The following is a 25,941-nucleotide window of genomic DNA, read 5'->3' as shown; positions in this document are numbered from 1 at the left end:
TTCGCATGTTGCATATTGCGATCGGCGCGCCATTACCACACTTTTTATATGGTTATGTGCATTATAATACTTCGGCGGAGCAACAAAACGAAGGCGTAGGTCAATAGTGTAATTAATTAAAGCAAGATAATACCCCTTTCGGATCAAGCTTCGAGACGATAGCCAGCCATGAAAAAACGAATTGTTGTACTGGACTGGTTCTCTTTAAAGAAATCCATAACCATCTCTTTATCCAGCCCATAGCGGCGCGTGAGGATCCCCGCCTCCCAGGCGCTGAGCTGTCGATCGCCCGTTTTTTCAAACATTCGATGAGAAAATCCCAGTACAAAGCCGCGTTTATAATCAGCACAAAAGTTGGCTACCGAGCGCGCGCTATCCGCGCTTGACGCGTTTAATCCGGCCATCAGGCCTTTTCCAAAATGATTGTCCATGCATAACCTCCAATCGCTATATAATAAATTATATAGCGATTTTTTAAGCAAAGACCAGAGGTATCACGAACTTTTTATGTCAGCTTAAAAGGACACCCATTCATCCGTTTTAGCTGCCGCAGACGTTTTGCTGTCTGCTGAAGGGGAAGCGGTATTAGCGGCGGCGTACTGCACATCATTCGCTGAGAGGCGGAACTGTTGCACCGAACGTTGCAGTTCTTCCGTTTGTCGTTCCAGCGCTACAGCCGCGGCGGAAACCTGCTCTACCAGCGCCGCGTTCTGTTGCGTTACGCTGTCCATTTGGGTGATCGCTACGCTCACCTGCGAGATGCCTTTGTTCTGCTCTTCCGAGGCAGAGGCAATTTGTTTCATGATGACGGTCACTTCGGTGGCGCCGCGCAGAATCGCCTCCATGGTTAATCCCGTCTCTTTAACCAAACGAGCGCCCTGATCGACGCGACGCGACGACTCGCCAATCAGCGTCTCAATCTCTTTCGCCGCCCCGGCGCTGCGGCTGGCAAGGTTACGCACTTCACCGGCAACGACGGCAAAACCACGTCCCTGTTCGCCTGCTCTGGCGGCTTCAACTGCCGCGTTCAGCGCCAGAATGTTGGTCTGGAAAGCGATGCTATTAATAACAGAGGTAATTTCCGCGATCTGTTTAGAGCTGGCGGCAATGCCATCCATCGTCTCAACCACTTCTGATACCAGGGTGCTCCCTTTACCTGCCGTTTCTGTCGCCGTGTCGGCAAGCTGGCTGGCTTCACGCGCGTTTTCAGCGTTCAGTTTTACCGTGGCGGTCAGTTGCTCCATGCTGGCAGCGGTCTCTTCCAGCGCAGCGGCCTGTTCTTCAGTACGCGAGGAGAGATCGTTGTTGCCAGTGGAAATTTCCGTAGCACCTCGCCAGATGTTGTCACTACCTGAACGGATGGTACTGACGGCTTCGCGCAGGCTGTCCTGCATCGCGCACAGTAACGGCACCAGTTGGCCCACGCAGTTACGACCAAAATCTTCAATTGGATGGCTGAGGTCGCCCTGTGCAATCTGCTGGAACTGCTGGCGGATACGTCCCAACGGCTTCACCATCATGGCGACGAGGTAACGGTCAGTGAAAAACAGGAGAGCAATACCGAGGATCACGGCGGTAATGATTAGCGTCCGGATGATAGACGTTTTACCATCAACCATGACGCGCGTGGTATCAAGCCGCTCGCCTGCCGTGGTGTTAAAGCGTTCTGCACTGGCGCCAAACTCCCGGCTCAGCGCTGGCGTAACGGTGCTGGCATGTTCCGCAAAGGCCGTAAGCGTGCCCTGCTGCGCCAGTTGCATTTGCGGGATCACGCCGTTGTCCAGCAGCGCCTGCCACTTCGTCAGTACCGCCGCGGCCACTTCCGGATCCATTGGTCCTGGAGACAACGTTTTCATCTCCTGGAGTTTTTTGCTCATGTTCTCCAGGGACTGCTGCGCTGGCGCAAAATCAGGCGTTCCGCCGCTCATTTTGACATCCATGGCGCGACTCAAGCGCGTGACGAAACGAAAGTACTGATCGTTCCCCTGGCTGAGCACCGTCATCTGATGGACGAGATGACGGTCAATATCATTGCCTTCAGATATTTTTGATAAAGAATGAAGACTGAATAAACCCACGCCCGACCAGAGCAGGCAAAAAAGTCCCAGTATTGCCAACATGACAATACGAATAGTGAAGTTTTTCAGCAAACGCATAATAATTTCCTTGCCGTTGATGAGGAATTCGCCATCAGGCGATACTTATCCTTGTTATCGGCAGGCAACAGAGAAGATATAATGCGTTCTTTATTTTTTTACTTTCTTAAGTACATTCAATATCTATTTACACTATATCAACATGAATGCTAATGAAATTAGCTAGCATTATTATTCAGATGATTAACCTGAAGCACTAAACAATCCTTTGTTTTCTATCGTAAATATTTGTTAAACCATGCAAGAGTACGCTCCCAGGCTAAATCAGCAGCTGCTTTATCATAACGCGGTGTCGAATCATTATGAAAACCATGATTAACGCCGGGATAAATATATGCCTCATAGACTTTCTTATTAGCCTTCAGTGCCGCTTCATAAGCAGGCCATCCCTCATTAATTCGGGTATCTAGTTGCGCATAGTGTAGTAATAAAGGCGCGTTTATTTTGGGGACATCAGCCGCAGGAACCTGTCGACCATAGAAAGGCACCGCGCAGGCCAGTTCAGGGAAAGCGACGGCTGCGGCGTTCGACACACCACCGCCATAGCAAAAACCAGTGATCCCCACTTTTCCCGTCGCGCCGGCAAAACGCTGCATATATTCAATGGCGGCAAAAAAATCATTCATCAGCTTTACCGGGTCAACCTGCTGCTGTAACTCCCGGCCTTTATCATCATTGCCAGGATATCCCCCCACCGAACTTAATCCATCAGGCGCGAGTGCAATATACCCCGCTTTCGCCACCCGTCGCGCCACATCCTCAATATACGGATTCAGCCCGCGATTCTCATGCACCACCACAACCGCCGGAACTTTCCCCGTCGCATTAGCGGGTTTAACCAGGTATCCCCGCACATCGCCATGCCCTTCGGGTGATGGATAGGTAATATATTCCGCCAGGATATCAGGATCGGTGAACTCCACCTGCGTTGCGAGAGCATAATTGGGTTTCAACACGTTGAATAACGCCAGCGCCGTCATACCTCCGACTGCATATTTCGCCGCAAGATTGAGAAATTCACGTTTCGTTATTTTTCCATGAGCGTAATAGTCATAGTAGTCGAGCAGTTCTTGCGGAAAGTCTTTGGCAGTTAGACGCGACATGGCAGGACTCCTGGCTGATGTTTTTTTAAGCAAAGCACAGTGGTCTGTTTTTGCCCAGTTTTTCATCCCAGTGTGACCTGGTGAACGGGATATTCGCCGTGAACCCGCTAGAATAGAAACGTTGTTTCGAAATTCACCTGCACTAAGGAGATCTCATGGCCTGGTTTGCCAATCCTGAACGTTACGAGCAGATGCTCTATCGCTACTGTGGGCGCAGCGGTTTACGCTTACCCGCGCTGTCGCTAGGTTTGTGGCACAGTTTTGGGCATGTTCAGGCGCTGGATTCCCAGCGCACCCTGCTGCGTAAAGCATTTGATTTAGGCATCACGCATTTTGATTTAGCCAATAACTATGGGCCGCCTCCGGGCAGCGCAGAAGAAAATTTTGGCCGCTTACTGCGCGAGGATTTTGCACACTATCGTGATGAACTGATCATTTCTACCAAGGCAGGCTATGACATGTGGCCAGGGCCATACGGTTCTGGCGGTTCGCGGAAATACCTGCTCGCCAGCCTCGACCAAAGCCTGAAACGCATGGGCCTCGACTATGTCGATATCTTTTATTCGCACCGCGTTGACGAAAATACGCCAATGGAAGAGACCGCCTCGGCTCTGGCCCATGCGGTGCAAAGCGGCAAAGCGCTGTATGTCGGCATCTCATCCTATTCCCCGGACCGTACGCAGAAAATGGCCGAGCTGATGCGGGAATGGAAAATTCCGCTGCTAATCCACCAGCCTTCCTACAACTTGCTTAACCGTTGGGTAGACAGTAGTGGTCTGCTGGATACGCTGGAATCCAACGGTATGGGCTGTATCGCATTTACGCCGCTGGCCCAGGGGCTGCTGACGGGGAAATACCTCAACGGCATTCCGGAAGGTTCCCGCATGCAGCGTGAAGGGAAAAAAGTTCGAGGGCTGACGGAAAACATGCTGACGGAAGAAAACCTTACCAGCCTGCGTTTGCTCAATGAGATGGCGCAACAGCGCGGACAGTCGATGGCGCAAATGGCCTTAAGCTGGCTGCTAAAAGATAACCGGGTGACTTCGGTATTAATTGGCGCCAGCCGACCGGAGCAACTGGAGGAGAACGTTCAGGCGTTGGCTAACCTGACGTTCAGTACCGAAGAATTGACGCAGATCGATAAGCACGTTGCGGACGGAAAGCTGAACCTGTGGCAGGCCTCATCTGACAAGTAACCGTATGCCACTTCGTGCCGGGTAGCGGCGTTAGCCTCCCCGGCACGTAATACGGGCCAGCAAGTCCCTCACATCTCTTCCGCTTTAATCTCTGGACGTTGAAATTCCGGCCACACCAGCGCGACAAGCGCAGGATAAGCCTCCAGGCTGAACTCCCTGAAACACTGGCGTAAGTTGAGCACGTCCAGATCGGCATGCGGGACTTTCTCACCGCTCAGACAGCGCTTTTTAATATTATCGTAATATTTATACACCGCAGAGTTGAGATCGCTACAACGCCGCTGTGCATCAAATAGCCCTGGCGTCTCATTCAACTCTACCATTGTCATCCGTTTGATCGTCGAATGGATAAAATCGATATATTCGTGATTAACGCGCCAATACCATACCGGGGTAATCGAATTCATCAGTAGCGAAAAATGATCCTCCCCCTCTTCTTTACTCAGCATTTCCGGCTGATTTTCAGAGTACCCATTTTCTGTTTCTCGGTTTTTATTTGCACTGCGCATCAACAAAAGTACCCCGCAGGTAAGCAATAGCAGGGTAATAACAGAATAAAATATACTGTTCATATACTGGCTCCATTTTTTTTGATTTTAAAATTACGCCATGCTATTGTCAACGCGGCCTGGTTTAATTAAAACAACATCTCATTGGCATCAAAGGATATTTCAACATGCTTCCCGAGCATCTTGTTCCCTCGCGTTTTCACTTATCCTGCTCCTCATCCAATACCAGCCCCGCAGATAATAGTGAAAATTTGACTCAGGGGAAGAGAACATTAAGTGATTACGAACCCGATATTTTGATTAGCTCTGCCGCTACCGGCCAGGCACGCAATATGTTATTTGAAGAGTGCGACCGCCATTTAAAAGAGCGCCTGTTTCGTGCCGCAAAAATTGAGTCATTCACTCGCCTGCTCAATTCACTACAAGCGGAAGGTGACATCAACGCTCAAGAATTAAGTAAAATTTTGTCCACAAAAACAGCCACCGTTAATGAGCAGGGCAATAAAATTTGGCTTAATTTAATTACCCGCGAAACCAGCGATCCTATTTTTTATTCTCTGGAAGATAAATAAAATGAAAGATGTTGAGGATAATAATGTTTATTTGGCTTTAGATGACCATAAAAGCGATGAGTTTGTCTTAAAGCAAAATTTAGCCGTGCTGATTGCCAATAAAAACGCGACGCTGGAAAGCGTGGCCCAGGAAATAGTTTCTATACCTGCCGCACTGGTGCGTATGAAATGGCAAAATCGCCGTGAAATTTATGCACTACAGGCTAAGGAAGAGATCTACGGCGCCGCGATTGAAGCCATTATGGAGCAGCAACCAGAACTGCGGGACAAAATCATGGCCCGACTGGAGAGTACTTACCAGCATATACTCAAGCGAGAAACGGCCACCTTACGCCTGACGCGTAAACTGTCTGAGGGGAACTACGAACCCACCAGGATAACGACTGTCGCACTGGATGAGAACAGATAAGGGCGTGCGGAGGAGCTGGAACAGGAGCTGCAGGCCGGGTAAGGCGACAACCATTACCCGGCAACGAGGATTACTTCGCTTTTACGGTCTCTTCACCGACCAGACCAATTTTCAGGAAACCCGCCTGATGCAGCGTATCCATCACTTTCATCATGGTTTCATAATCGACGGTTTTATCCGCACGGAAGAAAATCGTAGTGTCTTTCTTCCCATCGGTCAGCGTATTTAATTCGCTAATCATGGTGTCGTCCGTCACCTGATTATTGCCGATAAACATACTCTTATCGGCTTTTACCGACAGATAAACCGGTTTTTCCGGACGCGGCTGCGGGGTACTGGTGGAAGCAGGGAGATTCACTTTCACATCCACCGTTGCCAACGGCGCGGCTACCATAAAGATGATCAATAAAACCAACATAACGTCGATAAACGGCGTCACGTTGATTTCATGCATTTCACCGTTATCGTCCAGGTTTTCATTAAAGCTCATTGCCATGGAACATCATCCTACACGTAATTTCTGCGCAGCACGTACTGGATGCGCAGAAGCGCTAGCATTCAGGTCCAGATCGCGACTTTGCAGCAACAGCACCTGTGCCGCGACATCGCCCAGCATCGCTTTATAGCTGCCAATCTGACGTGCGAAAATGTTGTAGATAACGACCGCAGGAATTGCCGCGACCAGACCGATCGCGGTCGCTAATAGCGCTTCTGCGATACCCGGCGCAACAACGGCCAGGTTGGTCGTTTGGGTTTGTGCGATCCCGATGAAGCTATTCATGATACCCCATACGGTACCAAACAGACCCACGAATGGAGAGATAGCCCCGATAGTGGCCAGGTATCCGTTACCGCGACCCATATGACGGCCTACCGCCGCCACACGACGCTCCAGACGGAAGCCGGTACGCTCTTTGATACCTTCGTTGTCGTCGCTGCCTTCTGACAGTTCCAGTTCGTTCTGCGCTTCATAAACCAACTGTGCGCCCAGGCTTTTGCCATCGAATCCTGCGGCAATCTCACTTGCCCTATCTAAAGAGCGGGCTTCCGCCAGCAGTTGCTGCTCACGCTTAAGGCGGCGTTTCTGAGTAAAGAACTCAAGGCTCTTACTAAAGAAGATAGCCCAGGTGACCACTGACGCCAAAATCAGCCCAATCATCACGCACTTAACCACGATATCGGCGTGCTGATACATACCCCAGACGGAAAGATCCGTCTGCATCAAATTATTACCCACTCTGTATCTCCAGGACGCAAATCACAAAATCTGAGCGTAATGATATCAAAAAGACGTCGAATTGATAGTCGTTCTCATTACTATTTACATATTGCCGCACCTTTGGTTTCTTTTCCTTGCGCTTACGCAGTAAAAAAGTCACCAGAAGCATTTTGAGATTATTTTCTACTGTATGACCGTTCCGCAGGATGCGTCACCTTAGATTCATGGTAGTTTAGACATCCAGACGTATAAAAACAGGTCAGACAACATGGCAGATAAACAACTTGAAACCAAACTCGTCCACGCAGGACGCAGTAAAAAGTACACGCTGGGCTCGGTAAATAGCGTGATCCAGCGCGCTTCTTCGCTGGTGTTTGACACCGTCGAGGCCAAAAAGCAGGCTACGCATAACCGGGCTAACGGTGGGCTTTTCTATGGCCGTCGCGGAACCCTGACGCATTTCTCCCTGCAGGAAGCGATGTGCGAACTGGAAGGCGGTGCAGGTTGCGCCTTGTTCCCCTGCGGCGCAGCGGCCGTTGCCAACACCATCCTCGCCTTTGTGGAGCAAGGGGATCATGTGCTAATGACCAACACCGCCTATGAACCCAGCCAGGATTTCTGCACCAAAATTCTCGGCAAGCTCGGCGTGTCCACCGGCTGGTTCGATCCGCTGGTTGGCGCCGGTATAGTGAAGCACATTCAGCCGAACACGAAAGTCGTATTTCTGGAATCTCCCGGCTCTGTCACTATGGAAGTGCATGATGTTCCAGCTATTGTTGCCGCCGTCAGACGCGTCGCGCCGGATGCTATCATCATGATTGATAACACCTGGGCTGCCGGGGTGCTGTTCAAAGCGCTGGATTTTGGTATCGATATTTCTATTCAGGCAGGTACCAAATATCTGATTGGTCATTCCGACGGCATGGTCGGCACGGCGGTATCTAATGCCCGCTGCTGGGATCAACTGCGCGAAAATGCCTATCTGATGGGGCAAATGCTGGACGCCGATACCGCCTATATGACCAGCCGTGGACTGCGTACGCTGAGCGTTCGCCTGCGTCAGCACCATGAAAGCAGCGTAAAGGTCGCCGAGTGGCTGGCCAGCCATCCGCAGGTCGCCCGCGTAAATCACCCGGCGCTTCCCGGCAGTAAAGGTCACGAATTCTGGAAGCGTGATTTCACCGGCTGCAGCGGCCTGTTCTCCTTTGTATTGAATAAGAAACTCAATCATGAGGAGCTTGCCGCGTATTTGGATCACTTCAGCCTGTTCAGCATGGCCTACTCCTGGGGTGGTTTTGAGTCGCTGATCCTCGCTAACCAGCCGGAACACATTGCCGCTATCCGTCCGCAAGGTGAGGTGGACTTCAGCGGAACGCTCATCCGTTTGCATATTGGTTTAGAGAATGTTGACGATCTGATTGCCGATTTGGCCGCAGGATTTGCCCGAATCGAGTAAAATTGCCACAGATGGACATATATGCAGACACTTCTGGTGGAAAAGTCTGCAATTGTTGCGTCCGGGATCAAGGCATCCCGGACAATTCAGGAGTACAATCCACACATAAACGCTGTTCCACAGGAAAGTCCATGGTAGTCATTCAAGATATTGTCTCCGCGCTCTGGCAACACGATTTTGCCGCGCTGGCGGATCCGCACGTTGTGAGCGTGGTTTACTTCGTCATGTTCGCCACACTGTTTTTAGAAAATGGTCTGCTACCCGCCTCCTTTTTACCCGGAGACAGCCTGTTATTGCTGGCAGGGGCGCTGATCGCTCAGGACGTGATGAGTTTTTTACCTACCATAGCTATTCTGACTGCCGCCGCCAGTCTGGGCTGCTGGCTAAGCTACATTCAGGGACGCTGGCTGGGCAACACGCGGACGGTAAAAGGCTGGCTGGCGCAATTGCCTGAAAAATACCATCAGCGCGCCACCTGCATGTTTGACCAACACGGACTGATGGCGCTGCTGGCAGGACGCTTCCTGGCGTTTGTTCGCACCTTGCTGCCAACAATGGCGGGAATTTCTGGCCTTCCAAACCGTCGGTTCCAGTTTTTTAACTGGCTGAGCGGTCTGCTGTGGGTGACCGTCGTCACCAGCTTTGGCTATGCACTGAGCATGATCCCGTTCGTCAAACGTCATGAAGATCAGGTGATGACCTTTTTAATGATCCTGCCGGTTGCCCTGTTAACCGCAGGTCTGTTGGGAACGCTGTTCGTGGTAATTAAAAAAAAATATTGTAGCGCCTGAGCCGCATCCGAGGCCGGATAATCTCCGGCATTTCGCCTGATGGCGCACAGCTTTAAGGCCTGCGGAGTAACTGTCAGGCCAACATGAAATCAACTCCCCTGCATCATTCGAATTCTGGCCGCATCTTCCCCCGGCGTTACACCAAAGAAACGTTTGAACTCCCGGCTAAATTGCGATGCGCTCTCATAGCCGACGCGCATGGCAGCCGCACTGGCCTTCATTCCATCGTGGATCATCATCATCCGTGCTTTATGCAGACGGTAGCTCTTCAGATATTGCAGCGGCGACGTGCTGGTTACCGCTTTAAAATTATGATGAAACGCCGACACGCTCATGTTCGCTTCTGCCGCCAGCTGTTCTACATTGAGGTTTTCGGTGTATTTGGTTTCAATCCGCTTCAGCACCCGGCTTATCAAACTGAAATGCGTCTGACGGCTGACCAGCGCCAGTAACGCGCCGCCACGCGGCCCGGTCAGCACATGGTAGAGGATCTCGCGAATAATCTGTTTCCCCAGAATACGCGCATCCAGCGGTCGCTCCATCACATCCAGCAGGCGCTCAGCGGCGCAAAGAATTTCGTCAGAGAGCGTCGCGGAGTTGATCCCGCTGGCCGCCATGGCGGGCTGGAAGAGCTCATCTTCCCCGATGTCCATCAACAGCTCCTGCAACTGCAGAATATCAACATTCAGGTAGATACCGGCCAGGGGAACCTCCGGTGTCGCATGCGTTTCACATTCAAAGGGTAAAGGAACGGTTAGCAGCAGGTATTCGTTGGCGTCATAACGAAATACGCGCTCATTGATGTAACCAATTTTATGTCCCGAAAAGAGAAATATGATGCCTGGCTGATACATGACCGGCGTACGCGCCGCTGGCTCCGTGCCGTGCAGCAGGCGGACATCTGGCAGCAATTCACTGAGTTTATTTTCATTGTTTTTCAGCTGTTTAATTTTATCTGTCAGCAGAAGGCAGATCTCATCACGGTTCATGGAGCACCATTTCATCATCGGTTTTCGACCCTGACATAATGCGCAGATTTATCCGTTTTCTCCAGCAGTCTGTAGAAATGGGCAAGACATCGGCAGAAATGAGCATTGAGAGCAACGCGGCGGGCGACCACAATGTTCATCATCCGGCAGACACCTCCTGCCCTCTTTTTTTACCCACATAAGGGAACGAGCAATGAACAACTTTAATCTCCATACCCCAACCCGTATTTTGTTTGGTAAAGGCGCTATCGCTGAGCTGCGCGATCAAATCCCTCAGGATGCTCGCGTACTGATTACCTACGGCGGCGGCAGCGTGAAAAAAACCGGCGTTCTGGCACAGGTTCAGGATGCGCTGAAAGGCCTGGATGTGCTGGAGTTTGGCGGTATTGAGCCGAACCCGTCTTATGAAACGCTGATGAACGCAGTAAAAATCGTGCGTGATGAAAAAGTGACGTTCCTGCTGGCTGTAGGCGGGGGTTCTGTGCTGGATGGCACCAAATTCATCGCGGCAGCGGCACAGTACGCTGACGGTATCGATCCATGGCGCATTCTGGAAACCCACGGTAACGACGTAACAAGCGCTATCCCGATGGGCTCAGTATTAACCCTTCCTGCAACCGGCTCTGAATCTAACTCCGGTGCGGTAATTTCGCGTAAAACCACCGGCGATAAGCTGGCCTTTATGACCCCGTTTGTGCAGCCGGTATTTGCCGTGCTGGATCCGGTTTACACCTATACCCTGCCGCCGCGTCAGGTTGCGAACGGCGTCGTGGATGCCTTTGTGCATACCGTTGAGCAGTATGTGACTTATCCGGTAGACGGGAAAATTCAGGATCGCTTTGCCGAAGGCATTCTGCTGACGTTGATAGAAGAAGGCCCGAAAGCACTGCAGGAGCCGGAAAACTACAACGTGCGTGCGAACGTCATGTGGGCGGCGACCCAGGCGCTGAACGGCCTGATTGGCGCAGGCGTACCACAGGACTGGGCAACACATATGCTGGGCCATGAACTGACCGCAATGCACGGTCTGGATCATGCTCAAACATTGGCCATCGTTCTGCCAGCGCTGTGGAATGAAAAACGCGATACCAAACGCGCCAAACTGCTGCAATACGCAGAGCGTATCTGGAATATCACCGAAGGTGATGATGACCAGCGCATTGACGCCGCTATTGCCGCAACTCGCGCTTTCTTCGAGCAAATGGGCGTACCGACTCGCCTGTCTGACTACGGCCTGGACGGTAGCTCCATCCCGGCGTTGCTGGAAAAACTGCAAGTGCATGGCGGTACGAAACTGGGCGAACATCAGGACATTACGCTTGAGGTCAGCCGTCGGATTTACGAAGCGGCCCGCTAAGGTTTTTTAACCTCCGCCTTTCGTTTTTGGGTATTTATACCAGGCTTAAGTCACACCATGTCACCGGAGTATGTTCCGGTGACAGTTATTCAGGGGGGAATTATGACCACTCCAACCATGATCAAACTACAGGATGGTAACGTCATGCCGCAACTGGGCCTGGGGGTCTGGAAGGCAAGCAACGAAGAAGTCATTACCGCCATTCATAAAGCGCTGGAAGTGGGGTATCGCTCAATTGATACCGCTGCGGCGTACAAAAACGAAGAAGGTGTCGGCAAAGCAATACGCGATGCTGGCATACCACGGGACGAGTTATTCATCACCACCAAGCTGTGGAATGATGACCAAAAACGTCCCCGGGAAGCCTTGCTCGAAAGCATGGAAAAACTCCAGGTTGATTACCTCGATCTGTACCTGATGCACTGGCCGGTTCCGGCGATCGATCACTACGTTGAAGCGTGGGAAAACATGATCGACCTGCAAAAAGAAGGTCTGATTAAAAGCATCGGCGTGTGCAACTTTCAGATCAACCATCTCCAGCGGCTGATGGATGAAACCGGCGTACCTCCGGTGATTAACCAGATAGAACTTCATCCGCTGATGCAACAGCGCCAGCTTCATGCCTGGAACGCCACACATAAAATCCAGACCGAATCCTGGAGCCCGCTGGCGCAGGGCGGGCAGGACGTCTTTGATCAAAAGATCATCCGTGACCTCGCTGAGAAATATGGCAAAACACCGGCGCAGATTGTCATCCGCTGGCACCTGGATAGCGGGCTGGTGGTGATTCCGAAATCGGTCACCCCTGCGCGTATCGCAGAAAACTTTAACGTCTGGGACTTCCGCCTGGATAAAGATGAATTAGGCGAAATCGCGAAACTCGATCAGGGCAAACGTCTGGGACCAGACCCGGACCAGTTCGGCGGTTAACTCCCCCTTTAAGCCCGGCGCCAGATGTCCGGGCTTACTCACTACCAGGCTGGCAAATCCCCGCTTTTGGTATCGAATGCGACGCATCCGGCAAGGAACATGTCACGCGATAAGCCTCGCCATCTGCCGCATGCACCCCGCCCAAACGACCGCCCAGTTCAACCTCGTACGAATTCCCTTCAGCGGAAATATGCAGCGCGGAGCGATAAATCCAGTCCATGGGGCCAATTGGCAGAAAGAATGTCCATTCGTACTTATCGGGAAAGGAAAAAAAACCATCTCGATCGGACACGGTACTGACTGGAGATGCGTTACTGTTTAAGGTAATTTCCGCACCCTGAACGGGTTGTCCAGCGCTATTTGTCAGTCGCCCATCCACCGCGGGCTGCGTCTGATGATGTGCCACACAACCGCTTTGTAGTATCACCGTCAGCAGCACTGCTGACCTTATCCACTTAGCCATCCTTGCTCTCACTTTGAATTAAGTCCATTTACGTTTTCCAGGAGCGAATGATACTCTGAGTCCATCATCCCCTGGAAGAGTCACCGCAATGACCTGTATTTTCTGTCAAATTGTTGAAGGCAAAGCGCCCTGCCATAAGGTCTGGGAAGACGAGCATCACCTGGCTTTTCTGTCGATTTTCCCGAACACCGACGGTTTTACCGTGGTGATCCCGAAAAAGCATTACCCCAGCTATGCCTTCGATATGCCGCCGCAGGCGTTGGCTGACCTGATGCTGGCAACCCAAAAAGTGGCTAAGAAACTGGATAAGGCTTTCCCGGACGTCAGCCGTACGGGGATGTTTTTCGAAGGTTTCGGCGTAGACCATGTGCACAGTAAATTAAGCCCCATGCACGGTACTGGCGATTTAACCCACTGGAAACCGATTGAAGCGCGGCAGAACAAATTTTTCAAGCAGTATGAAGGGTATCTGTCGTCACACGATCACGAACGGGCGGATGATGCAAAACTGGCCGCATTAGCGGCCAGAATACGTGAGGCATAAATACTGAGTCTCTCTGCCGGATGGCGGTGCAAGCACCTTATCCGGCCTACAAAATTGTGCTTTCGTAGGCCTGATAAGTATTTCACTACCGGCAAGACAGATTAGCGCCCAGCTACTTTCCCACGTTTTTTGTTCGCGGCAGGCGTCTGGCGCTGGTGCGCCACTGGCGTATGCTTAGTCAGCGCCGGACGAGTATGACGGTTCTGACGACGCGCTTCGCGCATCTCTTCCAGCGTAGGCGCCGGAACCAGACATTCGCGACGACCACCGATCAGATGCTTTTTACCCATATCTTCCAGCGCCTGGCGGATTAACGGCCAGTTGGCTGGATCGTGGTAACGCAGCAGGGCTTTATGCAGACGACGCTGCTTATCACCTTTCGGCACCACCACGTCTTCACTCTTATAACCAATTTTACCCAGCGGGTTTTTCCCGGTGTAATACATGGTTGTGGAGTTCGCCAGCGGCGATGGGTAGAAGTTCTGCACCTGATCGAGGCGGAAACGACGTTGTTTCAGCCACAGCGCCAGATTCACCATATCCTCGTCACGCGTACCCGGGTGCGCGGAAATAAAGTACGGGATCAGGTACTGTTCTTTACCCGCCTGTTTAGAGTAGGTATCGAACAATTCCTTAAAGCGATCGTAGCTGCCCATCCCCGGCTTCATCATCTTCGACAGCGGGCCTTCTTCAGTATGCTCTGGCGCAATCTTCAGATAGCCGCCAACGTGATGGGTCGCCAGCTCTTTGATATAACGCGGATCTTCAACCGCGATGTCATAGCGTACACCGGAAGCGATGAGGATCTTTTTAATACCTTTCAAATCACGCGCACGGCGATAAAGGTTAATCGTCGGTTCGTGGTTGGTATCCATATGCGGACAAATATCCGGATAGACGCACGACAGACGACGGCAGGTCTGCTCCGCACGCGGTGACTTACAGCGCAGCATATACATGTTCGCCGTTGGGCCACCGAGATCGGAAATCACGCCGGTAAAGCCCGGAACGGTGTCGCGAATGGCTTCGATTTCATTGATGATTGAGTCTTCAGAGCGGCTCTGGATGATGCGGCCTTCGTGCTCGGTGATCGAACAGAACGAACAGCCGCCAAAGCAGCCACGCATAATGTTGATCGAGAAACGGATCATCTCATAGGCCGGAATACGGCTGTCGCCATACGCCGGATGCGGCACGCGCTTGTAAGGCAGCGCAAAGACGCTGTCCATCTCTTCGGTAGAGAGCGGAATGGCTGGCGGGTTGATCCAGATGTAGCGATCGCCATGCTTTTGCATCAGCGCGCGCGCGCAGCCTGGGTTCGTTTCGTGGTGCAGGATACGTGACGCATGCGCATACAGCACTTTGTCGCCCTTCACTTTTTCGAAGGACGGCAGCAGCACGTAGGTTTTTTCCCACGGTTTCGGGCGCGGCGGCTGTACGGTGACCGCTTTCGCTTCCTGCTTTTTCGGGGCGACAGGTTTGTTGTCGGCACACGGCAAATCTTCACCGTACGGATGCGGGATCGGGTCAATCTTGCCCGGCGTGTCGAGACGCGTGGAGTCCACCCCACTCCAGCCCGGCAGCGCTTCTTTAACCATAATCGCGGTGTTACGCACGTCGCGGATCTGATCGATAGTTTCACCCATCGCCAGACGATGTGCCACTTCCACCAGCGGACGTTCGCCGTTGCCGAACATCAGCATGTCGGCTTTGGAATCCACCAGAACGGAGCGACGAACGGTATCAGACCAGTAGTCGTAGTGCGCAGTACGGCGCAGGCTGGCCTCAATGCCGCCGAGAATAACCGGCACATCTTTCCATGCTTCCTTACAGCGCTGGGTATAAACCAGCGTGGCGCGGTCCGGGCGTTTGCCTGCCACGTTGTCTGGCGTGTAAGCATCGTCATGGCGCAGTCGGCGATCGGCGGTATAACGGTTGATCATCGAATCCATGTTGCCTGCGGTCACACCAAAGAACAGGTTCGGTTTACCCAAACGCATAAAATCGTCTTTGTTGTTCCACTCCGGCTGGGCGATAATCCCCACGCGAAAGCCCTGCGCTTCCAGCATACGGCCGCAAATTGCCATGCCAAAGCTGGGATGATCGACGTATGCATCGCCGGTAACCAGAATGATGTCGCAGCTATCCCAGCCAAGTTGGTCCATTTCGTCACGTGACATCGGCAAAAACGGTGCCGGGCCAAAACAGGCAGCCCAGTACTGCGGCCAGGAGAAAAGGTCTCTGTCCGGTTGGATCAGGGATATTGCGCTCATAGTGCTTCCAAAAATGGTAAAAAAATAATCAAAGGCCGGGGATTATAAGCCGGAACGCAATAGAGATCGAAAGATTATGAGTGCTGAAGCATTATTTTTCCGCGCCGCAAACTTCATCTATTCGCGTTTTGCCATCAAAAACAGAAGACTCGCCAATATACAGCCTGAAAGCATCGCGAAGTTCCGTACAAGAAATCCCTCCTTTATATAGCGCGCTCACTACCTGCGATCCCTTATCTTCAGTGTAAAAACCGTGCGCCAGTTGGTTATCAGAGTACGGCGCTTTACGCTCCAGTATGTCGCGCATAACAAGGGTAAGAACTTGCGGATCTCCATTACTGTAGCCCTTCGCACGGTCGATGGCCTCTTCCAGCACCGTATTGTTCCCATCGCGGTCGTCAAAATCCGTCCATTGTACGACGTCTTTGTCCAGAATGGCCTGAATCACCGGACGCGGCGCATACTCCACTAAATACTTCAAAAGCTGATCGCGATAGTCGGAGTCGGTTTCCGCCTTCAGGATAGCGGGCGTAGCGGCAATATCATCCGCGATCGTGACATCTCCTGACAACGCTCTGGCCTGGAGCTGGTACATCCGCTTTATCGGTTGACGATGATTCCACAGAAACTGCGTCAGTTCAGCATCGCCTTCTTTGAGTATCCTGCGGTAAACCTCATCATTTAATAACGATGGCATGTGGCGTAATAAGACCGTTGCCATTGCAAAATAGCGCTGTTTTTGTTCGGTCGTTGGTATAGCAGAAAAATAAACATTATTGCTTAATGGGTTATCCTCCATCAGCGCTTCCCGATTGCGAGCAGCCTGTTCGGAATCACCTGACAATAATTCACTGAAAACCTTCAGCGCGGTCTTATTCTGGCTATTAACCGCCTGGGTCAGTGGCGATACATAAGGGTAGCCCGCGTTATCAAAAGGATTAGCCCCACTGGCGATTAAAATCCTGAACGTTGACTCCGGCATATCTTGTTCATATGCCGAATAAGAAAGCATTTTCTGACGGAAAGCGGGATCGCTTAACTGGTTTTTAAAGCTATCACTGGCCTGATGCAGCGTATAGAGTTGATTAATGTCTCGCGCGCGCTGGAAATCTACATAAAGCTGCGGCTCCAGTTGATTCTGACATACGAAAAAAATGGCTATGGCGACAAGATGGCCGCCAACCGAAGAACCGAGCAGTGTTTTTCCTTTGTACAGCAACCAAAAAGCCAATATTCCAGCAAGTATCGCAGGGGAAACGATCAAAAAAATACGCGAGTTTAATTCGTCGCCATAAAAAGTAAAAACGCCCCACAGCGATAGCAAAGCGACGCACTGTGGTAATACCAGCCATAGCAGGATATGACGACTGGTGAGATTTTTAAAACTGGAGCAAATCAACACCAAAATAGCGATGCCTGCTATTACAGGCATCGCCATCATCAAAAAAAATACAATAAGGTCATACCAGGTAAAACTAATCATCGTTGCATCCTTTGCAATAAAACGAATCCATGCGATATCAATAAATTAGCTACGGCGCCGGGTTCACCAATATCTGACCGATCGAGCCACGGTCCGCCATTTCCAGCGTCTGGCTGTTAAAGTAGAACGGGAAATGAGCCCAGGAAGGTTGTCCGTAGTAAACCAGTAATTCAACCTGACCGTCGACCCAGACGGTATCTTTCCAGCCTCTGTCTTCCGGGAACGGCATCGCGCCATTCACATTACGGATCAGGAACGAGACGCCTTCAATATGGAAAGACTGAGGCATATCCGCCCTTACCGTCCAGCGCTCCCAGGAGCCCTGCTGGGCGGTAATATCCATACGGTTGACGTCCCACAGTTGACCGTTAATGCCAGGATCGTCATCCAGGCTGATATCACGGCTGCGAATCGGCGAACCGCTGAGGATTTCAGTTGGCAGCAGGCGCATTGGCAGGCTATCAGTCACCAGTGGCAGAAGACCTGTCGGGCGCAACGTCAGTACCAGCGTGGAGATGAGAATACTGGAAGGCTCAAAGAATCCGCGGATCCTGTCGACAATGCTGGCCGCCTCACCGCAGGTGATAGAGACCTCATTTCCGTTTGTCATATCCACCAGAATCTCACGGCGCTCGCCCGGTGCCAGCGAGAGCTGCTTCACCGAAACCGGCGCAGGTAAAAAACCCTGATCGCTGGAAATCACATGCAGCGGACGGCCATCGCTCATTTGCAGCTGGTAACGACGCGAGTTTGACGCGTTCAGCAAGCGCAAACGCACCCAGCCGCGGGAGACTTCGACATACGGGCTTTGCGCCCCGTTGACCAGTAACGTATCGCCAACAAAACCACCGCTACCGGGCTCGCTGTATTCCGGCGTGCCAAAGTTGTCCAGGCGCTTGTCCTGGATAATGATCGGAAAATCATCCACGCCATAGTGGTTTGGAATAGACAGTGACTTACTCACTTCATCTTCAACCAGCCACATCCCGGCAAGACCGTTGTAAACCTGCTGGGCGGTACGATTTGGCGTATTGGCGTGGTACCACAGCGTGGCGGCATTCTGGCGAATCGGTAGCACTGGCGCCCAGTCCGCATTAGGAGACATCATGCGTGCCGGGCCGCCCATCAGCGGGCCAGGCACCTGTAGTCCGGCGACGGTCATCGAGACATTTTCAGTCAAACGGTTGCTGTAGATAAGCTTGACGTCATCCCCTTTCCAGACGCGGATCGTCGGTCCCAGGTAGCGGCCGTTAACCCCCCAGACAGGCGCGCGGGTGCCTTGCGTAAAGGACCAGTGCGCGCGTTGCAGCGTCATAAATAGCGGCTGTCCCCGACGGGACTCCAGCAGCGGAGGCACGGGTAACGGTTGTTGCTGACCGGCAGCATTAGCCTTCAGCGGAACAGCACCTGCACACAGTGCGATCCCCGATGCCTGAATGAACTGACGCCGACTGAATGACATATAAACTCCATGAAAAACTGGCGATTAACACGCAGGAAATCTTTTCCTGTAAAAAACCCGAATTGCGCGGATTAAACCTTACCGGCGGCTTCCCGCTCAGCAACTTCTTTATCGAGTTCTGCGATTTTTTGTTCCATCAGCGTACGGCAATGCGCTGCCAGTTCACGAACCTGATCTTTCCCAAAGTGGCTAATATCCACCGGCGGCAGCATCTCTACAATCGCCAGACCATTATTGAGTCGGTTGAGTTTTATCTTGTTCGAGGTTGTTGAAACGCACACTGGAATGACCGGGACACCCGCCGCAATCGCCGCATGAAACGCACCGGTTTTAAACGGCAGCAAACCGCGACCACGGCTGCGCGTTCCTTCCGGGAACATCCAGATAGAAATGCGACGTTTTTTGAAATGGTTCACCACGGCTGCAATGGTGCTGTGCGCTTTTGCGCGGTTGTTTCTGTCAATCAGCAGGTTGCCGGTTAACCAGTACAACTGCCCGAAGAACGGGATCCACAGCAGGCTTTTTTTACCTACCGTCACCGTCGGCGGCTGAACGATATTCGCCGCGGTAACCATGTCATAGTTGTTCTGATGGTTACAAATATAGATAGCATTACCATAGTTCTGCGCGTCTGCCGGCATGCGGCACTCGACCTTCAGGCCATAAAGGGGAGCCAGGCGGCCAAACATATGACCGAACGTTGCGACGTGTTTTGGATTTCGTGGGCTGAACAGACAGTATATACAACCGAAAATACAGACCAGAATGCAGTAAATAACAGTAATGATTAAACGAAAAATATATAGCATAACAACCTCTAAGGCCTAAGAGCCTGGCATTTTACGTCACCTGATTCATCATGCAGTATCAGGTTAGGGCTTTGTTAAGGGCGGCTCTCTGGAAAAGCGTATTGTTAATCGCAACGCACGAATAAACAACGGTTTCACGGGAATTTTTAACGTTGGCTCTCCCTGGGCTAAAACAGGGAGAGCCGGACGGTAGCGTTATTCTTCGCTGTCGCCGTGACTGGCGCGTCTAGGCGAGTCAATATCAATGCTGTCGATACGCTGCAGACCACGCATTAGCGTCCCGCGACGGCCACGCTCGCCGGTTACTTTCTGCAACTCTTCAGGACGCAGTTTAATTTTGCGCTTACCGACGTGGATGGTCAGCGTGCTTTGTGGCGGCAGCACGTAGAGCTTCGCCAGGCCATCTTCGCCTTTCGCCGCTTCCGCTGAAGGGATATTGATAATCTTGTTCCCTTTGCCTTTAGACAATTGTGGCAAATCGCTTACCGGGAACATCAACATGCGACCAGCCTGGGTGATGGCCAGCAGCATATCGGTTTCATCTTCAATCACCACTGGCTGCATCACGCGCGCATTTTCTGGCAGCGTAATTAATGCCTTACCAGCACGGTTACGTGCTACCAGGTCATTGAAGGTGCAGACAAAACCGTAGCCCGCATCGGAAGCCATCAGCAGTTTCTGATCGTCGCCTTCCATCAGCATGTGCTCAACCGTCGCACCCGGCGGCAGAGTGAGCTTACCGGTCAATGGTTCGCCCTGGCCACGCGCCGACGGCAGCGTAATCGGGTCGATGGCATAGCTGCGCCCGGTCGAGTCAACGAACACCACCGGCTGGTTGCTCTTACCCTTCACTGCCGACTTAAAGCTGTCGCCCGCTTTATAGCTTAATCCTGGCGCATCGATGTCGTGGCCTTTCGCACTACGCACCCAGCCACTCTGGGACAACACAATGGTCACCGGCTCTGACGGCAGCATGTCGTGCTCGCTCATCGCCTTCGCTTCTTCGCGCTCTGTCAGCGGAGAGCGACGATCGTCGCCATAGGCCTCGGCGTCAGCCTGCAGTTCTTTCTTCAGCAGGTTACTCATTTTACGCTCGGAAGCCAGAATGCCCTGCAGTTGATCGCGCTCTTTCGCCAGTTCATCCTGCTCACCGCGGATTTTCATCTCTTCGAGTTTGGCAAGGTGGCGCAATTTCAGCTCAAGGATGGCTTCAGCCTGCGTTTCAGAAATACCAAACCGCGACATCAGCTCGGGCTTAGGTTCATCTTCATGACGAATGATTTCGATCACTTCGTCAATGTTGAGGAACGCCACCAGCAAACCTTCAAGGATGTGCAGGCGTTTAAGCACTTTTTCCAGACGATAGTTCAGGCGACGACGCACGGTATCACGGCGGAACGCCAGCCATTCGGTGAGGATCTCCAGCAGGTTTTTCACCGCCGGGCGACCGTCAAGACCGATCATGTTCAGGTTGATGCGGTAGCTTTTTTCCAGATCGGTAGTGGCAAACAGGTGGTTCATCACCTGCTCCATATCTACGCGATTAGAGCGCGGGACAATCACCAGACGGGTCGGGTTTTCGTGATCCGATTCGTCGCGCAGGTCGTCTACCATCGGCAGCTTTTTATTGCGCATTTGAGCGGCGATCTGCTCCAGCACTTTTGCCCCGGAAACCTGATGCGGCAGCGCGGAAATCACCACTGCGCCGTCTTCTTTCGTCCATACCGCACGCATACGTACGGAGCCGCGTCCGTTTTCGTAAATCTTACGAATCTCCGCACGCGAGGTAATGATCTCTGCTTCGGTCGGGTAATCCGGCCCCTGTACAATATCCAGCAACTGATCCAGCGTCGTTTTCGGCTGCTCAATTAGTGTAATCGCTGCTTTTGCCACTTCACGCAGGTTGTGCGGCGGAATGTCCGTCGCCATCCCCACGGCAATACCGGTCGTACCATTCAGCAGAATATTGGGCAGACGCGCAGGCAGCATCTTCGGCTCCTGCATGGTGCCGTCGAAGTTTGGCACCCAGTCTGACGTTCCCTGACCGAGTTCACCCAGCAGGACTTCCGCATATTTAGACAGGCGCGATTCGGTATAACGCATCGCCGCGAAGGATTTCGGATCGTCTGGCGCCCCCCAGTTCCCCTGCCCGTCAACCAGCGGATAACGGTAGGAGAACGGCTGCGCCATCAGCACCATCGCTTCATAACAAGCGCTGTCGCCGTGTGGATGGTATTTACCCAGCACGTCACCGACGGTACGGGCGGATTTTTTAAATTTGGCGCTGGCATTCAGCCCCAGTTCGGACATCGCGTACACGATGCGACGCTGAACGGGTTTCAAACCATCGCCAATAAACGGCAACGCCCTGTCCATGATGACGTACATGGAGTAGTTCAGATAAGCGTTTTCCGTGAATTCATGCAGCGCCAGGCGCTCTGCCATATCGCTCATTAATCGTGGTTCCTCAACTTTATACCCCTCAATGAAAGGGCAATATTGCCGCAGATACTACCCTATCTGGCGTGTTGAGTCACAAAGAAAAGGGCCGCGAATGCGGCCCTGATGGGGATTATTTGGCAACTTTGGTAATCTGTTTCACGTCGATTTCAACGGAGTTCCAGTCTTTATCCACCTCGCCCTGGATTTCAACCACATCCTGCGGCGTGACGGTTACGCCGTTCCAGCGCTTGTGGTCGATATCCACATTCACCGTGCCGGTCGCATCTTTAAACACATACAGGTCGTCGGAAATACGTTCAACGATGTTCCCACGCAGGGTAACCCAGGTGTCATCACGCAGCGATTTGGCGCTTTCTACCGTTGTGCTGCTACCGTTCGGGCCGACAAATCCGCCGTTTTGGCTTTGCGTGGTGGTGGTTGGTCCAGAGAAGCCGCCCTGCTGAGCTGCCAGAACAGGTGCGGAACACAGTGCCATTACGGCAACCATTGCAGCTAATTTTTTCATCGTCATGTCTCCCTTTCATGTTGGTTTACGACTATTAAATAAGTTAATCCTTAACAAGTTCTTAAGGCAAAAAAAGATACTTTTTTTGCTGTACAGAGGCTGTAGCCACAGGTTTACTGATGGTAAAGAAAGCGGCGGCAGGGAAGAACATATGCGTATTTTACTGATCGAAGATGACACATTGATTGGCGATGGCCTGAAAACGGGTCTGAGTAAAATGGGTTTCAGCATCGACTGGTTTAGCGAAGGCCGTCAGGGGAAAGAAGCGCTTTATAGCGCTCCTTATGATGCAGTTATCCTCGACCTGACGCTGCCTGGCATAGACGGACGGGACATCTTGCGCGAATGGCGAGCCAACGGGAAGCAGGAGCCGGTGCTGATCCTGACCGCTCGCGACGCGCTGGCAGAACGCGTTGAAGGCTTACGTCTGGGCGCGGATGACTATCTTTGCAAACCCTTTGCGCTGATTGAAGTTGCCGCGAGGCTGGAGGCGCTGGTGCGCCGTGCCAGCGGCCAGGCCAGCAGCATATTACGCCATGGTCAGGTGACGCTCGATCCCGGCGCGCTGGTCGCCACGGCGGCGGATGAGCCTTTGTCTCTCAAACCCAAAGAGTTCGCGCTGCTGGAGCTACTTATGCGCAACAAAGGTCGCGTCCTGCCACGCAAACTGATTGAAGAAAAACTGTATACCTGGGACGAAAACGTCTCCAGCAATGCGGTTGAAGTACACGTCCATCACTTACGCCGTAAGCTCGGCAGCGACTTTATCCGTACTGTGCATGGCATTGGCTACACCCTGGGTGACGCATGAAACTCACACAACGCCTCAGCCTGCGCGTCAGGCTAACGCTTATTTTTTTGATTCTGGCATCAGCGACCTGGGCCGTTTCCAGCTTTGTGGCCTGGAAGCAGACTACCGATAACGTCGATGAGCTGTTTGATACGCAACTGATGCTGTTCGCCAAACGGCTTAGCACGCTGGATCTTGACGAGCTAAAAGCCTCAGAGCGCATTGCGCATACGCCGAAAAAATTCAAACATGGCCATATTGATGACGATGTGCTGACCTTTGCTGTCTATACGCCAGAAGGGAAAATGGTGCTCCACGATGGCGACAATGGTCAGTACATTCCCTATAGCTATCGTCGGGAAGGTTTTGACGATGGCTATTTAACCGGCGACAACGATAAATGGCGCTTTGTCTGGCTGACGTCGGCGGATAAAAAATACCGCATCGTTGTGGGGCAGGAATGGGAATACCGTGAAGACATGGCCCTGGCGATTGTGACAACGCAACTGGTACCCTGGCTTATCGCATTGCCATTGATGCTATTAATCCTGATCGTATTGTTAAGTCTTGAGCTCAACCCCCTGAAAAAACTGGCGCAGGCGTTACGTTTGCGCGACCCGGAATCTGAAGATCCCCTCAGTTTAAAAGGCATTCCCGGCGAGGTTCGCCCGCTGGTTGAATCGCTCAACCAACTTTTTATCCGTATTCACACCACCATGGTGCGCGAACGGCGCTTTACTTCCGATGCGGCTCATGAACTACGTAGCCCACTCACCGCGCTGAAAGTACAGGCCGAAGTGGCGCAATTGTCTGACGATGATCCGCAGGCAAGGCAAAAAGCCTTAATGCAGATGCAAACCGGTATTGAACGCGCCACCCGACTGGTCGATCAGCTCCTGACGCTTTCGCGCCTCGACTCCCTCGACAATCTTCAGGATGTAGCGGAAATCTCGCTGGAGGAGCTACTGCAATCCGCGGTGATGGATATCTACCACCCGGCCCAGCAGGCGCACATCGATGTGCGTTTGCAGATTAACGCGCACGACATTACGCGTACAGGACAGCCGCTGTTACTCAGCCTGATGGTACGAAATCTGCTGGATAATGCGATCCGCTACAGTCCGCAGGGTAGCATTGTGGAAGTGACGCTCAACGCCCGCAATTTCAGCGTCAAAGATAATGGTCCTGGCATCGCGCCTGAGGTCCTTACCCACATCGGTGAACGCTTTTATCGTCCACCGGGACAAAGCGTGACCGGCAGCGGTCTCGGCCTGTCGATTGTCCGCCGTATCGCGACTTTGCATGGAATGTCAGCCTCATTTGGTAACGCTCCGCAAGGTGGCTTTGAAGCTAAGGTCAGTTGGTAACTGGGTTATTATTGCTCAAACAGCAAAAGACTTTGCACATTTTGCTAATTTCACCGCACCGCTGGTGGGAGTAAAATCGTCCTCAAACGTATTTCCTTGAGGACACAAAATGAGCAACATTCTGATTATCAATGGTGCGAAAAAATTCGGCCATTCTAATGGTCAACTGAATGACACCCTGACCGAGGTCGCGGACGGTATCCTGCGCGACCTCGGGCATGATGTTAAAGTCGTACGCGCAGACAGCGATTATGACGTTCAAACAGAAGTGCAGAACTTCGTGTGGGCCGATGCGGTTATCTGGCAAATGCCTGGCTGGTGGATGGGCGCACCGTGGACCGTGAAAAAATACATCGATGACGTGTTTACCGCAGGTCACGGTACGCTGTATGCCAGCGATGGCCGTACACGTTCAGATGCCTCTAAAAAATACGGTTCCGGCGGGCTGATTCAGGGCAAAAAATACATGTTGTCTCTGACCTGGAACGCACCGATGGAAGCCTTCACAGAAAAAGATCAGTTCTTCCATGGCGTTGGCGTTGATGGCGTTTATCTCCCGTTCCATAAAGCAAACCAGTTCCTGGGAATGGAAGCGCTGCCGACCTTTATCACCAATGACGTGATTAAAATGCCGGACGTCCCGCGTTATATCGCAGAATATCGCAAGCATCTGAACGAAATTTTTGGTTAACTGGTAACCTGGAATTAGAAGGAGTTAACCATGCTTACCGTTATTGCAGAAATCCGTACACGTCCAGGTCAACATCACCGCCAGGCGGTACTGGATCAGTTCGCTAAAATCGTTCCGACCGTACTGAAAGAAGAAGGCTGCCACGGCTACGCGCCGATGGTCGATCATGCTGCTGGCGTCAGTTTTCAGACCACGGCCCCGGACTCAATCGTAATGATTGAACAGTGGGAAAGCATTGCGCATCTTGAAGCGCATTTGCAGACACCGCACATGAAAGCCTATAGCGAAGCCGTGAAAGGTGATGTGCTGGAGATGAATATTCGTATTCTGGAATCTGGCATTTAAGATTGTCGATTTGCCGGATAACGCCACAAACAGACGTATCCGGCTTACACAGCAATCTC

The 25,941-nt window shown here is 52.1% G+C and carries 26 protein-coding genes; 12 read left to right on the top strand and 14 right to left on the bottom strand.

All coding sequences use genetic code 11. From position 1 onward, the window contains the following. Positions 1-143: 143 nt before the first annotated feature. From WHR59_RS03615 to yghX, 3 genes are all read right to left on the bottom strand, one after another. The gene (locus WHR59_RS03615) at positions 144-431 is read right to left on the bottom strand and encodes a DUF2623 family protein (protein ID WP_003024490.1); all 288 of its coding nucleotides are present in this window, start codon (positions 429-431) and stop codon (positions 144-146) included. A gap of 84 nt (positions 432-515) precedes the next feature. Beyond that, positions 516-2,156: a methyl-accepting chemotaxis protein gene (locus tag WHR59_RS03610; protein WP_043017616.1), complete on the bottom strand. Its 1,641-nt coding sequence runs from the start codon at positions 2,154-2,156 to the stop codon at positions 516-518. 215 nt (positions 2,157-2,371) lie between these two features. Beyond that, positions 2,372-3,259, bottom strand: coding sequence for a YghX family hydrolase (gene yghX, locus WHR59_RS03605; RefSeq protein ID WP_043017617.1), 888 nt, complete (start codon positions 3,257-3,259; stop codon positions 2,372-2,374). A 155-nt stretch (positions 3,260-3,414) separates the two neighbouring features. Here yghX and WHR59_RS03600 point away from each other — a divergent pair, with 155 nt between their 5' ends. Then, the gene (locus WHR59_RS03600; RefSeq protein ID WP_338843581.1) at positions 3,415-4,455 is read left to right on the top strand and encodes an aldo/keto reductase; all 1,041 of its coding nucleotides are present in this window, start codon (positions 3,415-3,417) and stop codon (positions 4,453-4,455) included. 68 nt (positions 4,456-4,523) lie between these two features. Here WHR59_RS03600 and WHR59_RS03595 read toward each other — a convergent pair whose 3' ends face one another. Continuing rightward, positions 4,524-5,027 (bottom strand): ESA_00282 family adhesion-associated protein, encoded by a 504-nt coding sequence (locus tag WHR59_RS03595; RefSeq protein WP_043017619.1) that lies wholly within the window; start codon positions 5,025-5,027, stop codon positions 4,524-4,526. 104 nt (positions 5,028-5,131) lie between these two features. Here WHR59_RS03595 and WHR59_RS03590 point away from each other — a divergent pair, with 104 nt between their 5' ends. Further along, positions 5,132-5,536, top strand: a complete 405-nt coding sequence (locus tag WHR59_RS03590; RefSeq protein ID WP_213733238.1) for a hypothetical protein — start codon at positions 5,132-5,134, stop codon at positions 5,534-5,536. Between the two features lies 1 nt (position 5,537). Then, positions 5,538-5,945, top strand: coding sequence for a hypothetical protein (locus WHR59_RS03585; RefSeq protein WP_043017621.1), 408 nt, complete (start codon positions 5,538-5,540; stop codon positions 5,943-5,945). Positions 5,946-6,015: 70 nt separating this feature from the next. Here the strand turns inward: WHR59_RS03585 and exbD are convergent, their stop codons facing one another. Further along, positions 6,016-6,441, bottom strand: coding sequence for a TonB system transport protein ExbD (gene exbD, locus WHR59_RS03580; RefSeq protein WP_016154501.1), 426 nt, complete (start codon positions 6,439-6,441; stop codon positions 6,016-6,018). 6 nt (positions 6,442-6,447) lie between these two features. After that, positions 6,448-7,182, bottom strand: a complete 735-nt coding sequence (gene exbB / locus WHR59_RS03575; RefSeq protein WP_043017622.1) for a tol-pal system-associated acyl-CoA thioesterase — start codon at positions 7,180-7,182, stop codon at positions 6,448-6,450. A 250-nt stretch (positions 7,183-7,432) separates the two neighbouring features. Here exbB and metC point away from each other — a divergent pair, with 250 nt between their 5' ends. After that, on the top strand, positions 7,433-8,620 hold the full coding sequence (gene metC, locus WHR59_RS03570) for a cystathionine beta-lyase (RefSeq protein WP_075146362.1): 1,188 nt from the start codon (positions 7,433-7,435) through the stop codon (positions 8,618-8,620). 131 nt (positions 8,621-8,751) lie between these two features. Beyond that, positions 8,752-9,411, top strand: coding sequence for a DedA family general envelope maintenance protein YghB (gene yghB, locus WHR59_RS03565; RefSeq protein ID WP_043017623.1), 660 nt, complete (start codon positions 8,752-8,754; stop codon positions 9,409-9,411). 89 nt (positions 9,412-9,500) lie between these two features. Here yghB and WHR59_RS03560 read toward each other — a convergent pair whose 3' ends face one another. Beyond that, positions 9,501-10,400, bottom strand: coding sequence for an AraC family transcriptional regulator (locus WHR59_RS03560; protein ID WP_140389834.1), 900 nt, complete (start codon positions 10,398-10,400; stop codon positions 9,501-9,503). A gap of 193 nt (positions 10,401-10,593) precedes the next feature. Between WHR59_RS03560 and yqhD the strand changes: the two genes are divergently transcribed. Both yqhD and dkgA read left to right on the top strand, forming a co-directional pair. Continuing rightward, complete coding sequence (yqhD, locus tag WHR59_RS03555; RefSeq protein WP_080626093.1) at positions 10,594-11,757, top strand: alcohol dehydrogenase; 1,164 nt, start codon at positions 10,594-10,596, stop codon at positions 11,755-11,757. A 102-nt stretch (positions 11,758-11,859) separates the two neighbouring features. After that, complete coding sequence (gene dkgA / locus WHR59_RS03550; protein ID WP_080626092.1) at positions 11,860-12,687, top strand: 2,5-didehydrogluconate reductase DkgA; 828 nt, start codon at positions 11,860-11,862, stop codon at positions 12,685-12,687. 34 nt (positions 12,688-12,721) lie between these two features. Here the strand turns inward: dkgA and WHR59_RS03545 are convergent, their stop codons facing one another. Next, on the bottom strand, positions 12,722-13,150 hold the full coding sequence (locus WHR59_RS03545; protein ID WP_075145632.1) for a carboxypeptidase-like regulatory domain-containing protein: 429 nt from the start codon (positions 13,148-13,150) through the stop codon (positions 12,722-12,724). Positions 13,151-13,238: 88 nt separating this feature from the next. Here WHR59_RS03545 and WHR59_RS03540 point away from each other — a divergent pair, with 88 nt between their 5' ends. Further along, complete coding sequence (locus WHR59_RS03540) at positions 13,239-13,694, top strand: HIT family protein (RefSeq protein WP_338843580.1); 456 nt, start codon at positions 13,239-13,241, stop codon at positions 13,692-13,694. A 101-nt stretch (positions 13,695-13,795) separates the two neighbouring features. Here the strand turns inward: WHR59_RS03540 and WHR59_RS03535 are convergent, their stop codons facing one another. The 6 genes from WHR59_RS03535 to WHR59_RS03510 all read right to left on the bottom strand — a co-directional run bounded on the left by WHR59_RS03535 (position 13,796) and on the right by WHR59_RS03510 (position 22,689). Further along, positions 13,796-15,967, bottom strand: coding sequence for a YgiQ family radical SAM protein (locus WHR59_RS03535; RefSeq protein WP_003024532.1), 2,172 nt, complete (start codon positions 15,965-15,967; stop codon positions 13,796-13,798). A gap of 91 nt (positions 15,968-16,058) precedes the next feature. Further along, entirely contained in the window at positions 16,059-17,450 is a 1,392-nt protein-coding gene (locus tag WHR59_RS03530) for a hypothetical protein (RefSeq protein ID WP_338843579.1), read from the bottom strand. Between the two features lie 49 nt (positions 17,451-17,499). Further along, positions 17,500-18,912, bottom strand: coding sequence for a cell division protein FtsP (gene ftsP, locus WHR59_RS03525; protein WP_043017630.1), 1,413 nt, complete (start codon positions 18,910-18,912; stop codon positions 17,500-17,502). Between the two features lie 71 nt (positions 18,913-18,983). After that, the gene (plsC, locus tag WHR59_RS03520; RefSeq protein ID WP_043017631.1) at positions 18,984-19,721 is read right to left on the bottom strand and encodes a 1-acylglycerol-3-phosphate O-acyltransferase; all 738 of its coding nucleotides are present in this window, start codon (positions 19,719-19,721) and stop codon (positions 18,984-18,986) included. 195 nt (positions 19,722-19,916) lie between these two features. Continuing rightward, positions 19,917-22,175: a DNA topoisomerase IV subunit A gene (parC, locus tag WHR59_RS03515; protein ID WP_043017632.1), complete on the bottom strand. Its 2,259-nt coding sequence runs from the start codon at positions 22,173-22,175 to the stop codon at positions 19,917-19,919. Positions 22,176-22,293: 118 nt separating this feature from the next. Next, the gene (locus WHR59_RS03510; protein ID WP_005123105.1) at positions 22,294-22,689 is read right to left on the bottom strand and encodes a YgiW/YdeI family stress tolerance OB fold protein; all 396 of its coding nucleotides are present in this window, start codon (positions 22,687-22,689) and stop codon (positions 22,294-22,296) included. Positions 22,690-22,840: 151 nt separating this feature from the next. Here WHR59_RS03510 and qseB point away from each other — a divergent pair, with 151 nt between their 5' ends. From qseB to WHR59_RS03490, 4 genes are all read left to right on the top strand, one after another. Next, positions 22,841-23,500, top strand: a complete 660-nt coding sequence (gene qseB, locus WHR59_RS03505) for a quorum sensing response regulator transcription factor QseB (protein ID WP_075145629.1) — start codon at positions 22,841-22,843, stop codon at positions 23,498-23,500. After that, positions 23,497-24,846 (top strand): quorum sensing histidine kinase QseC, encoded by a 1,350-nt coding sequence (gene qseC, locus WHR59_RS03500; protein ID WP_172862400.1) that lies wholly within the window; start codon positions 23,497-23,499, stop codon positions 24,844-24,846. The genes qseB and qseC overlap by 4 nt, the downstream gene beginning before the upstream one ends. 109 nt (positions 24,847-24,955) lie before the next feature. Continuing rightward, on the top strand, positions 24,956-25,537 hold the full coding sequence (locus tag WHR59_RS03495; RefSeq protein ID WP_043017635.1) for an NAD(P)H-dependent oxidoreductase: 582 nt from the start codon (positions 24,956-24,958) through the stop codon (positions 25,535-25,537). 30 nt (positions 25,538-25,567) lie between these two features. After that, on the top strand, positions 25,568-25,882 hold the full coding sequence (locus WHR59_RS03490) for a putative quinol monooxygenase (RefSeq protein WP_042289259.1): 315 nt from the start codon (positions 25,568-25,570) through the stop codon (positions 25,880-25,882). Positions 25,883-25,941 lie beyond the last annotated feature (59 nt).

The organism is Citrobacter europaeus, from assembly GCF_037482245.1.
In the GTDB taxonomy this organism is placed as follows: domain Bacteria; phylum Pseudomonadota; class Gammaproteobacteria; order Enterobacterales; family Enterobacteriaceae; genus Citrobacter; species Citrobacter europaeus.
Note: the sequence above shows the minus strand (reverse complement) of the source record. Positions and strands in the feature narration are given on the sequence as shown.

Bases quoted from the DNA above. Each gene is read 5' to 3' on its own strand.
- WHR59_RS03595 (WP_043017619.1), bottom strand. From the start codon at position 5,027: ATGAACAGTATATTTTATTCTGTTATTACCCTGCTATTGCTTACCTGC.
- qseB (WP_075145629.1), top strand. From the start codon at position 22,841: ATGCGTATTTTACTGATCGAAGATGACACATTGATTGGCGATGGCCTG.
- WHR59_RS03535 (WP_003024532.1), bottom strand. From the start codon at position 15,967: ATGAGCGCAATATCCCTGATCCAACCGGACAGAGACCTTTTCTCCTGG.
- WHR59_RS03610 (WP_043017616.1), bottom strand. From the start codon at position 2,156: ATGCGTTTGCTGAAAAACTTCACTATTCGTATTGTCATGTTGGCAATA.
- WHR59_RS03540 (WP_338843580.1), top strand. From the start codon at position 13,239: ATGACCTGTATTTTCTGTCAAATTGTTGAAGGCAAAGCGCCCTGCCAT.
- parC (WP_043017632.1), bottom strand. From the start codon at position 22,175: ATGAGCGATATGGCAGAGCGCCTGGCGCTGCATGAATTCACGGAAAAC.
- WHR59_RS03560 (WP_140389834.1), bottom strand. From the start codon at position 10,400: ATGAACCGTGATGAGATCTGCCTTCTGCTGACAGATAAAATTAAACAG.
- yghB (WP_043017623.1), top strand. From the start codon at position 8,752: ATGGTAGTCATTCAAGATATTGTCTCCGCGCTCTGGCAACACGATTTT.
- ftsP (WP_043017630.1), bottom strand. From the start codon at position 18,912: ATGTCATTCAGTCGGCGTCAGTTCATTCAGGCATCGGGGATCGCACTG.
- yqhD (WP_080626093.1), top strand. From the start codon at position 10,594: ATGAACAACTTTAATCTCCATACCCCAACCCGTATTTTGTTTGGTAAA.
- WHR59_RS03600 (WP_338843581.1), top strand. From the start codon at position 3,415: ATGGCCTGGTTTGCCAATCCTGAACGTTACGAGCAGATGCTCTATCGC.
- WHR59_RS03490 (WP_042289259.1), top strand. From the start codon at position 25,568: ATGCTTACCGTTATTGCAGAAATCCGTACACGTCCAGGTCAACATCAC.
- WHR59_RS03495 (WP_043017635.1), top strand. From the start codon at position 24,956: ATGAGCAACATTCTGATTATCAATGGTGCGAAAAAATTCGGCCATTCT.
- dkgA (WP_080626092.1), top strand. From the start codon at position 11,860: ATGACCACTCCAACCATGATCAAACTACAGGATGGTAACGTCATGCCG.
- WHR59_RS03530 (WP_338843579.1), bottom strand. From the start codon at position 17,450: ATGATTAGTTTTACCTGGTATGACCTTATTGTATTTTTTTTGATGATG.
- WHR59_RS03545 (WP_075145632.1), bottom strand. From the start codon at position 13,150: ATGGCTAAGTGGATAAGGTCAGCAGTGCTGCTGACGGTGATACTACAA.
- yghX (WP_043017617.1), bottom strand. From the start codon at position 3,259: ATGTCGCGTCTAACTGCCAAAGACTTTCCGCAAGAACTGCTCGACTAC.
- WHR59_RS03585 (WP_043017621.1), top strand. From the start codon at position 5,538: ATGAAAGATGTTGAGGATAATAATGTTTATTTGGCTTTAGATGACCAT.
- WHR59_RS03615 (WP_003024490.1), bottom strand. From the start codon at position 431: ATGGACAATCATTTTGGAAAAGGCCTGATGGCCGGATTAAACGCGTCA.
- WHR59_RS03590 (WP_213733238.1), top strand. From the start codon at position 5,132: ATGCTTCCCGAGCATCTTGTTCCCTCGCGTTTTCACTTATCCTGCTCC.
- exbD (WP_016154501.1), bottom strand. From the start codon at position 6,441: ATGGCAATGAGCTTTAATGAAAACCTGGACGATAACGGTGAAATGCAT.
- plsC (WP_043017631.1), bottom strand. From the start codon at position 19,721: ATGCTATATATTTTTCGTTTAATCATTACTGTTATTTACTGCATTCTG.
- metC (WP_075146362.1), top strand. From the start codon at position 7,433: ATGGCAGATAAACAACTTGAAACCAAACTCGTCCACGCAGGACGCAGT.
- qseC (WP_172862400.1), top strand. From the start codon at position 23,497: ATGAAACTCACACAACGCCTCAGCCTGCGCGTCAGGCTAACGCTTATT.
- WHR59_RS03510 (WP_005123105.1), bottom strand. From the start codon at position 22,689: ATGAAAAAATTAGCTGCAATGGTTGCCGTAATGGCACTGTGTTCCGCA.